The organism is Paenibacillus sp. J22FR83 (genome assembly GCF_059691955.1).
Map to the genome: position 1 here is coordinate 116,233 of NZ_JCAUAM010000010.1, position 13,817 is coordinate 130,049.

General features: G+C 42.4%; 9 protein-coding genes. 8 read left to right on the top strand and 1 reads right to left on the bottom strand.

All coding sequences use genetic code 11. The annotated features are described in order from the left end of the window. Nucleotides 1–108: 108 nt before the first annotated feature. The gene (locus AC58PV_RS19020; protein WP_497433873.1) at nucleotides 109–2,385 is read left to right on the top strand and encodes an FAD-dependent oxidoreductase; all 2,277 of its coding nucleotides are present in this window, start codon (nucleotides 109–111) and stop codon (nucleotides 2,383–2,385) included. A gap of 48 nt (nucleotides 2,386–2,433) precedes the next feature. Here AC58PV_RS19020 and AC58PV_RS19025 read toward each other — a convergent pair whose 3' ends face one another. After that, on the bottom strand, nucleotides 2,434–4,674 hold the full coding sequence (locus tag AC58PV_RS19025) for a helix-turn-helix domain-containing protein (RefSeq protein ID WP_497433875.1): 2,241 nt from the start codon (nucleotides 4,672–4,674) through the stop codon (nucleotides 2,434–2,436). Nucleotides 4,675–4,979: 305 nt separating this feature from the next. On the opposite strand from AC58PV_RS19025, the gene AC58PV_RS19030 reads away from it, so the two are divergent. The 7 genes from AC58PV_RS19030 (at nucleotide 4,980) to AC58PV_RS19060 (ending at nucleotide 13,763) form a co-directional block, all read left to right on the top strand. Beyond that, complete coding sequence (locus AC58PV_RS19030; RefSeq protein ID WP_497434064.1) at nucleotides 4,980–5,840, top strand: ABC transporter permease; 861 nt, start codon at nucleotides 4,980–4,982, stop codon at nucleotides 5,838–5,840. Beyond that, nucleotides 5,834–6,694: a carbohydrate ABC transporter permease gene (locus tag AC58PV_RS19035; RefSeq protein WP_497433876.1), complete on the top strand. Its 861-nt coding sequence runs from the start codon at nucleotides 5,834–5,836 to the stop codon at nucleotides 6,692–6,694. Before AC58PV_RS19030 ends, AC58PV_RS19035 begins: the two co-directional genes overlap by 7 nt. Before the next feature lie 40 nt (nucleotides 6,695–6,734). Then, on the top strand, nucleotides 6,735–8,297 hold the full coding sequence (locus AC58PV_RS19040; protein WP_497433877.1) for an extracellular solute-binding protein: 1,563 nt from the start codon (nucleotides 6,735–6,737) through the stop codon (nucleotides 8,295–8,297). 130 nt (nucleotides 8,298–8,427) lie between these two features. Then, nucleotides 8,428–10,179: a sensor histidine kinase gene (locus AC58PV_RS19045; RefSeq protein ID WP_497433879.1), complete on the top strand. Its 1,752-nt coding sequence runs from the start codon at nucleotides 8,428–8,430 to the stop codon at nucleotides 10,177–10,179. Further along, nucleotides 10,172–11,794, top strand: coding sequence for a response regulator transcription factor (locus AC58PV_RS19050; protein ID WP_497433880.1), 1,623 nt, complete (start codon nucleotides 10,172–10,174; stop codon nucleotides 11,792–11,794). Before AC58PV_RS19045 ends, AC58PV_RS19050 begins: the two co-directional genes overlap by 8 nt. A gap of 100 nt (nucleotides 11,795–11,894) precedes the next feature. Beyond that, entirely contained in the window at nucleotides 11,895–12,806 is a 912-nt protein-coding gene (locus tag AC58PV_RS19055; RefSeq protein ID WP_497433881.1) for an ABC transporter permease, read from the top strand. An 18-nt stretch (nucleotides 12,807–12,824) separates the two neighbouring features. Next, a complete protein-coding gene (locus AC58PV_RS19060; protein ID WP_497433883.1) occupies nucleotides 12,825–13,763 on the top strand; it encodes a carbohydrate ABC transporter permease in 939 nt (312 codons plus the stop codon). Nucleotides 13,764–13,817 lie beyond the last annotated feature (54 nt).

Consider the following 13,817-nt stretch of genomic DNA (forward strand, 5'->3'; position numbering starts at 1 on the left):
ATACATTTTAGGAATGAAGGCTTAGAGTATCGCTTATCAACGGATTCATTATTGAAGTATGTTGTGGATTCAATGAGTGACTGAATGAAAGGGACAGGGGGATAAAGGATGCAACAGATACATGATTCTTATGATGTGATCGTATGTGGCGGAGGATTAGCGGGGATATGTGCTGCAATTGCAGCAGCAAGAAATGGTGCACGAACATGCCTTGTACAGGATCGTCCTGTATTCGGCGGAAACAGTTCATCTGAAATTCGTGTATTTCCTCAGGGAGCAGCGAATTACAATGCTTATGCACGAGAGACAGGTATTATCTCGGAATTGTTGATAGAAGAACGAGCGGTGAATCATGAGCCCAATAGTGAGAATGGCAGAACAAATAGCGTTTGGGATCTGATCTTATATGACAAAATTATAAGTACCCCCAATTTATCACATTATCTGAACACATCCGTGTATGCATTGGAAATGGGGGAAACCAAGGAGATCAAGGCGATTCACGCGAGAATTGGAAACGCGGAGACTAACCTAACCCTGTATGCCAATGTATTCATTGACTGTACTGGGGATGGCATCTTAGCTGCATTATCTGGTTGTGAATGGCGAATGGGAACTGAGGCACAAGCGGAATTCGGTGAGCAGCATGCGCCTCTAACAGCAAGCTCTGACGTGATGGGAAGCTCGATTCATTTTCGTGCCAAGGATATGGGGAAGCCTGTACCATTTCAGGCACCTGCCTGGGCATATCACTATGATAACCCCGATGTATTCTATAAGGGGGGCCGCGTTCCGCATGATCCGGAGGGTGGGTTTTGGTGGATTGAGCTAGGTGTACCCTGGCATACGATCACTGAAAATGAGACGATTCGGCATGAGTTAACGCGGCATGTACTGGGCATATGGGATTTTATGAAGAATAAAGATCCTGATTTGATGGAAAAGACTAAACAGTATGCACTTGACTGGATCGGGCAAGTTCCGGGCAAACGTGAGAGTCGTCGAATTATGGGGCACTACCTTTTAACAGAAGCAGATCTAGTCAATCAGCCTGTGTTTGAAGATGAAGTTGCCTTCGGTGGCTGGTATATTGATTTACATAAATCTGGAGGATTACTTGCTGAATACAGTGAGCAATCTGTCGCAGATGGTGAGAATTCGGATTATATGAAGAAGAGCTATCTCCCTCCTTATGGCATACCACTAAGAAGCTTAATAGCTAAGGACGTATCCAATCTGTTGATGGCGGGGCGCAATATTAGCGCATCGCATGTGGTTTTAGGAAGCAGCCGAGTGATGGGGACAACTGCTTTGCTAGGTCAAGCAGCAGGGACCGCTGCTGCGGTTGCACTCAGTCGAGGGGAGAGCGTATCGAACTTGTCGGCAAGTGCAATCACGGCGCTTAAACAAAGGCTAATACGAGACGATTGCTTCTTGCTGCATGAATCAAATCAAGATGAGATGGATTTGGCTAGAATGGCAACACCTACGGCAAGTAGTGAAGCCGGGCTGCGTCGAGTTGAACCGAGACAAGTAGTCAACGAGGATGACACCCTAGATGAAGGCGAGCTGCTAAGTGAGAAGCGTGGTCAGTGGATTGCAACAAGCACTGAGCACGTGGAGGCGCTCGCCGTTTGTTTAAGTAATTCTACGGATCAGATACAGTGGGTCGAGGCTTCGCTAATAGCAGTTCGACACATTTGGGACTATGCAACGGATATTGAGCCTAAGCTTGCTCAAACTAAACTTGCGGTTCCACCTGGCAAGCACCATTGGATTCGCTGGGAAATGAATATGGAATTGAAAGCAAATCAAACTGCAAGTTATATTCGTCTAGACATCGGAGCACATCGGCATCTTTACTGGCATAAAGCTGCCGATATGGTACCAGGCATGGTAGCCGCAGCGGATATGGGCAATGGGCTTATGCGAAGATATGGAAACGGCGAAACGTTGGCTTTCCAGATTGAACCTGAACAAAGCAGCTATCCGGTTAAACATGTACTAAGCGGCGTTACAAGACCTTATAGGAGTACGAATCTGTGGCGTTCGTCCCCTTACGAATTGATGCCCCAGTGGATAGAATTAACGTGGGGTGAGGAACAAGTTATTTCACAGGTAGAAGTAACTTTCGCAGGTAATTTATTGCGTGATTATCGTTTTTACTCGCCACTTAACCAGGACCCACAGTGCGTGAAAGCTTATGAGCTACAAGCATGGATAGCAAATGGTTGGGCTACTTTGGACCGGGTGGATAATAATTACAATCGCAAACGAATTCATCGTCTTGCTCAAGCCGTTCATACAACACAGATACGAATTCTCATTCATGAGACCAATGGTGATCCGAGCGCGGCTGTTTACGAAGTCAGGGTGTATGAATAAAGTCCAAGGAGTCCTGTTACATGCAGGACTCCTTGGACTTTATTTATGTTAAGATTGCGTGTGCTCATCACGATACTGGCTAGGCGTCATCCCCGTGCCTTTCTTGAAAGCCGTAAAGAAATGGCTTTTGGACTGGAAGCCTGACTGCGAGGAGATTTCGGCAATCGACCATTTGGTCTTGATCAGCAATTCCTTCACTTTCTCAATGCGTCGCTCCAAAATGAAATCGGAAATCGAGATATCATTCTGCTCTTTGAATATCACACGAAGATAATTGACTGAGAAATTCACATGATTTGCGATATCATCAATGGTTAGCATGGCATCGTGAAGATGATTGGATATGTATTCAACAATTTCAGGGAAAATATCTTCCTTCTGTGTACGTCGATTGGACATTTGCTCAATGAGATTCATAAGTGTTTCTTCAACCCAAACATGAACTTCTTTCAAATTGTTGAATGGTTCCAATTGGCTGCGTATGCCGACCATACCTCCAGGTGTATTCAATTGTTTAAAAGATTTCTGTAGCACATACAGAAGCTGTATGAGCTGGAGTTTGCTCTCATCAGCGGGTAAGTCTTGCAACTGATTGAACAATTGTTGGAGTTGTCGTTGCAGGGCATCCGTATCCCGAATACGAATCGATTGTATAAATGCGGTTATTTGCTCGGTATCCAACCCAGTGAATGGGGTGTTCATGTACGTCGCTTTTCGATCTTGTGGTGTATAGATGGCATTCTCTCCTGTAATAAAGGAGATTTCAGTTAATTCATACGTCATTCGATAAATATGATGGATATTTTCAGTTGGCTCGATGGGATCACTACAACCAACGGATATGGCGAATTTAATCCATTGCAGGACGTGATGTTTAGCATCTCCAAGGATAGCTAGAAGTTCTTGCTCACTGTGTTTCTGTGTATCAGGAACGGAGAGTACAATGACGATATGATCACTCCCGAGATCGGAGGTCTCTGCATTGAGTCCATAAGATCGGAGGACTTCCTCAATCACGTTCTGTATAGCAAATTTCAACAATTTCCGAGATTGAAAGTTGTAAGTTTGACAGAAGGCGGTATAATCCTCAATGCGACAGACGGCTAACCGAATCGGCTTATTTAACCGAATGGTTAGCTTTTGTTGAAGGTCTTCACGTAAGGAGGGGCCAACCGTATCGCTTAAGATCCACTGTCTGAGCAGTTCATCTTTGACAATGGAATCATTGTTTTTAAGCGAGCGATTCTGTTCCTCAATCCGATGAACCAACGTATCAATTCCTAACTTGAATTCCGTATGTAAGGACGAAATCGATAGTGCATTCTCTGACAGTTTCGCTCCTGTGGTGTACATACGAATTTTACCCAGAATCTCTGTTAATGGTTTGTAATTGTGCTTGGATAAGAAATAAAGAATGACTAGCAGTAGAGCAATCATGAGAAAGAAAGAGCCTAATACCTTGAAGTTCAGCACCAGGAGTTTATTTTTCCATATACCCTGAGGTGACAGCAGGAACAATTGCCAGCTTTCATCTGAGAAGGTAATAGACTGAACGCCCCAATCTTGCCCGTCTGATCTCCATTGATTTCCTGCATGTATGATGTCACCTGCGCTAGATGCGCTAACATCTCCCATAAGCATGTTCTGGTCTTTATCGACCACGAACCACTTTCCTTCGAACTCATTATTGCTTAGCAGAAGATCCTCAGCGAGAAAAGTTTTATCTAGAACAATCATAAGGCGGCCATTTGGCGTTTGGTCTATGCCACCATTGGGAAGAGATAGTGTCAACTCCGTCTGCCCCATGAAGGTCACTTTAGAGAAATTAAGTGGTTGCATCGGTTGATTGACAACTTGCTGAAGCATGGCTTGATCGGGAAAGTTATCGAAAGGGATCGGTCCGCTTTTTGCCGAGAAGACTTCGCGAGAAGATAGATTGAATAAATATACATCCTGAATGAGTCTTTCCGTACTTAGAAATTCACCAATCTTTAAATCAACGAGATGATTCAAATATGAATCCTTCGTAGCAGCCGTGAGCCAGTAGCCAATATTTCGCTCCTGATACAGCTGGATAGAACTTACCTTTAACTTGCGTAGCGTAATTTCCATCGTATTTTTGAAATGATTAAGCTTAACGGCCGTACTTCCATTCACTTCATTGATCGCATATTTTGAAATTTGTTGGGAGAGGAAAAGCGAATAGAGCAACGCCATACCGACAAAGACCATCCCTATGATGAAAAAAATGCGCATGTACAGTTCTTTGAAATGAATCCATCTTAGCAAAGCTGCCAACCCCCAAGTTTATGAAAATTGAAAAGAACCTACGTAATGTGTCACTTCCATTGTCTCAGCAGTCTTATTAGAAAGCAATCATCTAAGAGGGGTTCATGAGATTGAAAACCTTGTGTGAAAAGGAGAACTTGACGTTCTGTGAATCACAGAACCGTCTTCAAACTAAGAACTATACAACGTTTAATCAAGCGAATAGAGTAAGTCGTATCAACGGATTTGAAGCACGCAACTGAGATCCAGAAAGAAAGGTGAGTTCTATATACAAGCGAATTATTATTCACAAAGCACATTATCTCATGTTGTTTCCTGGCCTTCTATATTATTTCATCTTCAAGTATGTACCGATGGGGGGCGCCATCATCGCGTTCAAAGATTTCAACATCTCGGGTGGGATTTGGAATAGTCCTTGGGCTGACCCATGGTTCAAGCATTTTAAATATTTCTATGATTCACCTTACTTTACGCAAATTATGGTCAATACCATGCTCATTAGTGTATACAAGCTCTTCTGGCTTGTACCACCTTCCATTATATTAGCCATTCTATTATCGGAGATCCGCTGGAAGGCGTTCCGGAACGTCATTCAATCCATTATGTATATGCCCCATTTTATTTCCTGGGTGATTATTTTCGGAATCTCCTTGGCCTTATTCTCGGAAGCAGATGGACTAATTAATATGATACTGAAAAACTCCGGTCTGAAAACGATTCCTTTTCTAACGTCGAATGAATGGATTCGATCGTTAATTGTAGGGACGGATATTTGGCAAAATCTAGGGTGGGGCACTATCGTTTATCTAGCTGCTATTGCTGGCATTGATTCTACCTTGTATGAAGCGGCTAGGGTGGATGGAGCTGGCCGAATTCGAATGATTTGGCATATCACTTTACCTGGGATCCGTAATGTGATTATTCTGATGCTAATCCTTCGTCTTGGCACGATTTTGGATGCTGGATTTGAACAAATCTACGTCATGTACAATATTCAAGTGTATGAGAAAGTGGATATTATTGATACTTGGGTTTTCCGGACTGGCTTAGAGCAGTTTAATTTTAGCTTGGGAGCAGCCGTAGGACTTTATAAATCAATCATTGCACTGATCTTAGTTCTCGGTGCGAACACTTTAGCGAAGCGAGTAGGTGGAAGCATATGGTGATGGATTGGAGAGAACGATTATTTGAGGGCATTATTTATGTCATTCTCTTACTTATGGCTGTCTGCTTTATATTTCCATTGTTATACGTGTTATCCATGTCACTAACCCCCTTTAGCGAGGTTATGAAAAATGGCGGCTTCCTCATCATTCCGAAGCATATCTCGTTTGAGGCGTATGCACTATTTCTAAAGGATGCTACAATTCCTAGAGCTTTTGGTGTTTCCCTATTTGTCACGATCGTCGGAACTGCATTGAACGTCTTGCTTACGGTGCTCATGGCGTATCCCCTAAGCAAGAAAACATTGCCTGGGAGATCCATTATTCTCTTCCTAATCTTATTTACGATGATGTTCAATGGGGGGATTATTCCTACCTATCTTATCGTCAAAGAGACTGGATTGTTGAATTCCGTATGGTCGATGATTATCCCTTCAGCTGTAGGGACCTTTTCTCTCCTCATCACAAAAACCTTCTTTGAGAATATTCCTGAGGAGATTATGGAAGCGGCAAGAATAGACGGGGCTTCGGAAAGCCGAGTTCTGGTTAGTGTTCTATTGCCAATGTCCGTACCCGTGGTTGCTACAATCAGTACCTTCTACGGTGTGATGCATTGGAATGAGTTTTTCAGCTCAATCTTATATATTACGGATGAATCGTTATATCCGCTGCAAGTTGTCTTGCGAAGCATTTTAACCTCATCCATGTCAGCTGAAATTAATTTGGAGAATACCGTTCCTTCCACAACCTTGCAAATGGCAGGCGTTATCCTAACAGCACTTCCGATTGTAATTGTCTATCCTTTCATCCAAAAGTATTTCACTAAAGGAATGCTTATTGGCGCAGTGAAGGGATAACAGTTAACATATATTTAAGATCAAAAGGGGAGATGTTTCTATGAAAGTTTCATTCAAGCTGTGTGCAGTAATCGGATTGTCGTTCAGTATCGTAGCAAGTGGCTGTGGAAAGACGGAGTCTGTGACAGATGGCGGTACAGCAACACCTAGCACTTCAACCGCAGCTACACCAGCTGCATCCCCCAAATCAACGACGCCGGTAAAACTTAGTGTGCTGATTGGTGGAACGGGGTTAAGTGATGTCGATAAGAAAATCCAAGCTGAAATCGGTAAAAAAATCGGTGTGGATTTCGATTTCAACGTGATGCAAACCAGCAATAACAATGAATATGCCAATCAAATCAACGTCCGAGTTGCCGCTGGCAATGTGCCGGATATTTTCACCGTCAGCAATGATCAAATGCAGCAATTTTCCAAGCAAGGGGCCATTCTAGACTTAACGAATTACATGGATAAAATGCCGAATGTCAAAAAGGCCTATAGTGCAGCCGATTTAACCAAAGGAAAAGTCGATGGCAAACAAATGACGCTTCCTAAGCGGGCAGCGGTTCCATATCGGACTCTTATGTTAAGAAAAGATTGGCTGGATAAGCTTAATTTGCCCGTACCGAAGACGCTGGACGAATTGGCGACAGTCATTAAAGCTTTTCACGATAAGGATCCAGATGGGAACGGCAAGCAAGACACCTACGGACTGACGGGTACGGGACTGGATGTATTCGCGCCAATTTTCGGAGCTTTTGGCGCTAGCTATGGTACAGCTTCATTGGCGGAAGGGAATTTAACGGTTAAAGACAATAAAGTGGTGTATTCCACTACCCAGCCGGAAATGAAGCAAGCACTCAAATTTATCAATGATCTTTATAATTCTGGCGCTATCGATCCTGATATTCTTACCAACAAAGGGACTGCGGCGCCAACCAAAGCGCAAAAAGGTCAAGTGGGCGTTATTTACTCAAACTGGTCGGATATGTTCAAAGATGAGTTTGTGAAGCTTACGACAGATACGAATCCCAACGCCAAATTCATAACGATAGAGCCGCCAGTTGGACCTGGAGGTAAGTTTAACGGAGCGTTTGACAATAGTGGAGCGGATTGGCGTATTGCCCTTCCGAAAGCACTTGAGAAAACGCCTGACAAATTAGAAAAAGCGCTGGCATACTTAGACTACATTACAGGGGCAGGCGAAGGACAGAACTTGGTGATGTTCGGTTTTGAAGGCACGCACTATACCAAAGAAGGCGATGCCATCAAGCCGCTCCCAGCCGTGTCTGAGCTTGGTACGACATTCCAATTACAGTTGACCGGCCGTGATGAGCTGCCCTACTTGTATACCAAATTCCCGAAACAGAAAGAGTACATCGATTTTGCTATTAACCTGCCGTACATCAAAGTGTATAACAATTTCTCCAAGATTCCTGACGGCTTAAACAAATCAGATAAGGATCGTTTCGAGAATGAAGAGATCATTAAATTCATTTACGGGAAACGCCCGATCGACCAGTTCGACGATTTTGTGAAAACGTTGAATACAACGTACCAACTACAGAAGTATGTGGATGAGGCCGATAAGGCTTTTAAGGAAAAAGGATTGATTAAGTAACGTCTTGTACGATGAGAAATGATAGGGTGACTTGGAGGCACTATGCCAGAACGCGCGATTCCTGTGTCGGACTGGTTGGTGCCTTTTCGGCTTATGTGTGGGCAGGAGTGGAATGATGATGAGAAATTCATTGAGAACAAAGATTATCGTTTGGTTTATTGGAACTACAACTCCGCTAGTTATCTTTCTGATCTATAGCAATTATTACTCTATGACCGTTTTGCATAATCAAATCTCCAATTCGAAAAGCAGTGTGCTGTACACGTTTGTTTCGCAAGCAGATAGAGCCATGAAGGAAGCTAGTAATTATATCTATAAGTATCTTGATAAAGAACAAGATATTTATTTATTGAAAGATTACGCGAAAGATAGCGATGAATATGTCCTGAACCAAGTTAGTATTACCAACAAGCTTACGAAAGATATTGGATTTTACAATACAATCGATGCTTTCTTTGTGTATAGCCAGAAAAACCAAGACTTATTATTCGCTGTACAAGATACCTCGATGGAAATAACGAGAATGATTAATCAGGAGATCCCTCGCTTCGTTCAAAATATCTCTCCAGAGCAATTGAAGAGTTGGCAGGTGGTTCAAACGGCGACTGGGTATGCCATCGTTAAAATCGTGAGTGTGAATGAGGACATTTACATGGGGTCCTGGATTAATGTAGGTACGATGATGGCGCCATTGCAAGACAACAAAGGGAACGTTGACGAAAGGTATTACATTGTATCCGACGAGGGACAAATTCTCTCTGACAAGGAGTGGCTTATTTCCAAGAAAGAAACGCTTCCTAAAATGATGGTAGAACTGGCCGATAAATCGTACCAGATCATGAAAGATACAGGAAACAAACAGAATTACCTTGTTATTGGCAGCAAGTCGGCCTGGGTACCGATTTCCTTTATTTCTGTCATTCCAGAGAAATCCCTACTTCAAAACCTTCCCTTTTTTCAAACAGCTCTTTACTTTATTCCTATTGGAAGTCTTCTCATTCTTTCCGTTTATTTATTGTTTCTTCGCAGAGCCTTTTTTGTGCCGATGGCCAACTTAATGAATGGTATGCGGAAAATCGCGCAGGGTGACCTTGAATTTCGATTGAAGGAGAGCCGGGTTGATGAGTTTGTCTCATTAATTGGATCCTTCAATGATATGATTTCGCAAATTAAACATCTAAAGATTCATGTATACGAGGAAAAACTGCGAGCTCAAACTGCAGAAATGAAGCATCTGCAAATGCAGATTAATCCTCACTTCTATTTGAACACATTGAATATCATTTATTATTTGGCAGCACTGAAAGATTATAAAACGGTGCAGAAAATGACGATGCATTTAGCCGAATATTTTCGTTTTATCATGCGGAACAATCGGAACTTCATTACGCTCGAGGAGGAAGTCAAGCATATCCGTAACTATTTGGAAATTCAGCAGATGCGGTTTCCAGATGTGTTGGCGACAAACGTTCACATCCCAGAAAGGTATAGCAGCTTTGAAATTCCTGCCCTTATTATTCAACCATTTGTTGAGAATGCGATTATTCACGGGTTTCAGAAAAGAGGAGAAATGTTTCGTATCCATATTACGGCGGCTCCGGACCCTGTACATCCAGAGCAATTTTTTGAAGTACGTATCCAAGATAATGGGGTCGGATTCCGTGAAGAGACGCTGACCTATTTCATGGCGAATGATTCCAGTATAGATGCTGGAGACGAGAACCATATTGGGATATGGAACGTATTTCGTCGATTGAAGATTGTTTACAAAGGGCAGGCTCAAATCAAGTTGTTTAATGGCTCGGATGGTGGCGCAACGGTGCAAATAAGGTTTCCTTTCACAAAGGAAAGTCTAAATAAAGGGGAAGATGAACGTGTATAACCTTCTGGTAGTGGATGACGAGATGTATACGGTGAAAGGCATTACACAGTCGATCGATTGGTCGGGGTCCTTTGAGGCCGTGTTTGAAGCATATGATGTTGAAACAGCGATTGACATATTGAGTCAGCACCCCATTCATATCATGATATCTGATATCGATATGCCTGGAAGGAGTGGTTTAGAATTACTCAAATGGGTGAAAGAACACTCGCCAGTGACCAAAACGATTTTCTTATCCGGTCATGCCAACTTTCAATTTGCTCAACAGGCGGTGCATCTTGGCAGCTTTGAATATTTGCTTAAGCCTGTCGATAATGAACACTTGGAGCGGGTTGTATCTGCGGCTCTAGGCGTAGTTCGCGAGAGCAATGAGCAGAGGCAATACGGCAAAGTATTGGAAAAGTATTATAAAGAATGGTTTGTTCAACTGCCGTTAATGGTTGAGCGATTCTGGCAAGATGTGCTGAACGAGCGTATTCCCTTATTTCCAGAACGTTTAACAGCTGCATTTGAGCTATATCAGCTCCCGCTTTCCCAGGCAGATAGAATAATTCCGATTATCATTAATATTGAATACTGGAAAGAAGAGATGAGTGTACGTGATGAAGAAATTATGGGATACGCCGTGCGTAATATTGCTGCGGAAATTTTACTGAGTCATCGAAATGGCCATGTCATTCAGGATGGCAACGGCAGCAATGTGGTATTGCTTTACGATCGTGGTCAAGTAGGATTATCACATGATGAGCTGCAGAGGATCTGTCAGCTTTATTTGGATGCGTGCTCACAATACTTTGAATGCAGTATGTCCTGTTATGTCGGCAATGCCGTAGCTTTAAATAAGTTGGCAACAGAGTATCGTGATTTACTGAAGTTGGAACGCAATAATATTATGACAGTGGGCTGTGTCGTATTCAAATTTGAACACATGCGCCGTGATGTGGTTACGGTCATACCGCTGCTTGATTTTGGTGAATGGTCATTGTTATTTGAAACAGGGAGGAAGACCGAGCTGTACATCAAGCTGGATCAAGTTGTGGAACGATGGAAACATGATGTGATCCCACCTGAATCGTTAGAAGCGTTCTATCACGGATACATTCATATGATCTATAACACGGTTCATAGTCAAGGGTATTCCATACACAATATCTATTCCCTAAAGGATCTGAGCAGCGAATCCCAAGCCATTCGCTCGATGGTTCATTTCAGTCTTTGGGCGAAACGTATCGCGGCAATCGGAATGGATTACTTCAATCGAGAGAGCCATAGCGACAGTGGCGGAGTCATTGCATCCGTTAAGCAATATATGGAATTAAATATGAGTTTGGAATTCACGCGAGAAGACATTGCACAATATGTTCATTTGAATCCGGCCTATTTATCGCGGCTGTTTAAAAAAGAAACAGGGTTATCACTAGCCGACTATATTTTGCAGATCCGCATCGATAAAGCTAAAAGGCTTTTAGAAGAAACAAGTCTGAAAATCTCTACTGTGGCGGAAGCAGTCGGTTACTCGCACTTCTCCCACTTTGGAAAAATGTTTAAAAAATTGACCTCTCTCACTCCGCAAGATTATCGCAAAATGGTTAAATCATCAGTTGACATAGACTAACAGGCATGTCATGAAAGTGTTAGCTAACAGGTCACGTATTGGATAGTTTCACAAGGGAGCGCCTCCTATAATTAAGCTATCAACCAGCAACACAGGAGGCATGCCAGTGAAAACAATACGAACCTATTGGGTATTTTATTTGATGCTACTGCCAGCATCGGTAGTCCTACTCATCAACAACTATCTCCCCATGTTCGGCATTATCATTGCTTTTAAGAACATTAATTTGACGGATGGTATTCTAGGAAGTCCATGGATAGGATTGGATAATTTCACGTATCTGTTTAAAACGAACGATGCATGGATTATTACGCGTAATACTTTGCTTTATAATGCGCTATTTATTGTTCTTAATATCGTAATCGGGGTTTCGTTCGCCATTATGTTGAATGAATTAAGAAACCGTCTTCTTTCGAAGTTTTTCCAAAGTACGATGTTTCTCCCTTATTTTTTATCTGCTATTGTGACGAGTTATTTAGTTTTTGGCTACTTGGGCACGGAGCACGGATTCATTAATAACACGCTTCTACCGCTCATCGGTCTGAAACCGATTTCATGGTATAGCGAGCCTCAGTACTGGCCATATATCTTGTCATTTGTTCACACGTGGAAAACGATTGGTTATTCAACAGTTATGTACTTAGCTGTCATCATTGGCATCGATCACGAGTATTACGAAGCGGCTACACTCGATGGAGCTAGTAAATGGAAACAGATGATCCATATTACGCTTCCATCGCTCGTTCCAATCATTGTTATTCTAGCATTGCTAGCAATTGGCAGAATTTTTTATACGGACTTCGGGTTATTCTTTCAGGTGCCCCTGAATTCAGGCTCTTTATTCTCCACGACGAATGTCATCGACACCTATGTATATCGCACGTTTATTACGCTGGGAGACATAGGAATGTCCACTGCAGCAGGACTCTATCAATCTCTTGTCGGTTTCGTCATGGTATTCTTTTCTAACTACATTGTTAGGAAAATTAATAAAGAGAACGCACTATTTTAAATGCAGGAGGTGGCATGCTTGATAGAAACGGTTAAGCCCCATAGGGATCCGTCATTTAATCCCATTAACGCAATATCTCGTAAGGCGAATATGATCATTAGCTTGTTTTTTGGGGTGTACAGCATTTGTTGTTTATTGCCCATTATCCTTGTTCTCTCCGTATCCTTTTCAGAAGAAAAGTCAGTCCTGACGGAAGGGTATCGATTTCTACCTGTACACTTCAGTTTAGAGGCTTATAGATTTATGTTTCTGGACATCAATCAGATTGTGAAATCCTACGGTATATCGATCCTTGTTACCGTGGCAGGTACTGCTATTAGTGTCATTATTATGTCATTGTTCGCATATCCCATTTCACGTCAAGATTTTCCGCATAAAAGAATATTTACGTTTTTCATGTTTTTTACCATGCTCTTTAACGGTGGTCTGGTACCCTGGTACCTTGTTTACACGCAGTTCCTTGATCTAAAGAATAGCATCTGGGCGTTAATTATTCCTTTGCTGATTTCACCCTTTTTTGTACTGGTGATTCGTACGTTCTTTCAAACGACAATCCCTCCTGCTTTGATTGAATCAGCTAGGATAGATGGGGCTGGTGAAGCGACGATATTTAGCCGCATCGTGATGCCGCTTTCTTTGCCAGTACTAGCCACTGTTGCTTTGTTCAGTACGCTGAATTATTGGAATGATTGGTTTCTAAGTCTCGTTTTTATTACGGATAATACAACGATAAGCATCCAGTACTTAATGTATAAAGCCATGCTGAATATTCAGTTTATGACGACCAATATCCAAGCACAGCAAGGATTTGCACAAGCAGGTGGAAGCATGAATCTACCAACCGAAAGCGTGAGAATGGCCATGTGTGTCATAGGCGTAGGTCCGATTGTATTTGCGTATCCCTTCTTTCAAAGGTTTTTCATCAAAGGCTTGACCGTAGGCTCTGTAAAAGGCTGAATCTAGTCTTGGCTACGTAATTTATATCAAATTGTATACAAACAAAAGGGAGGA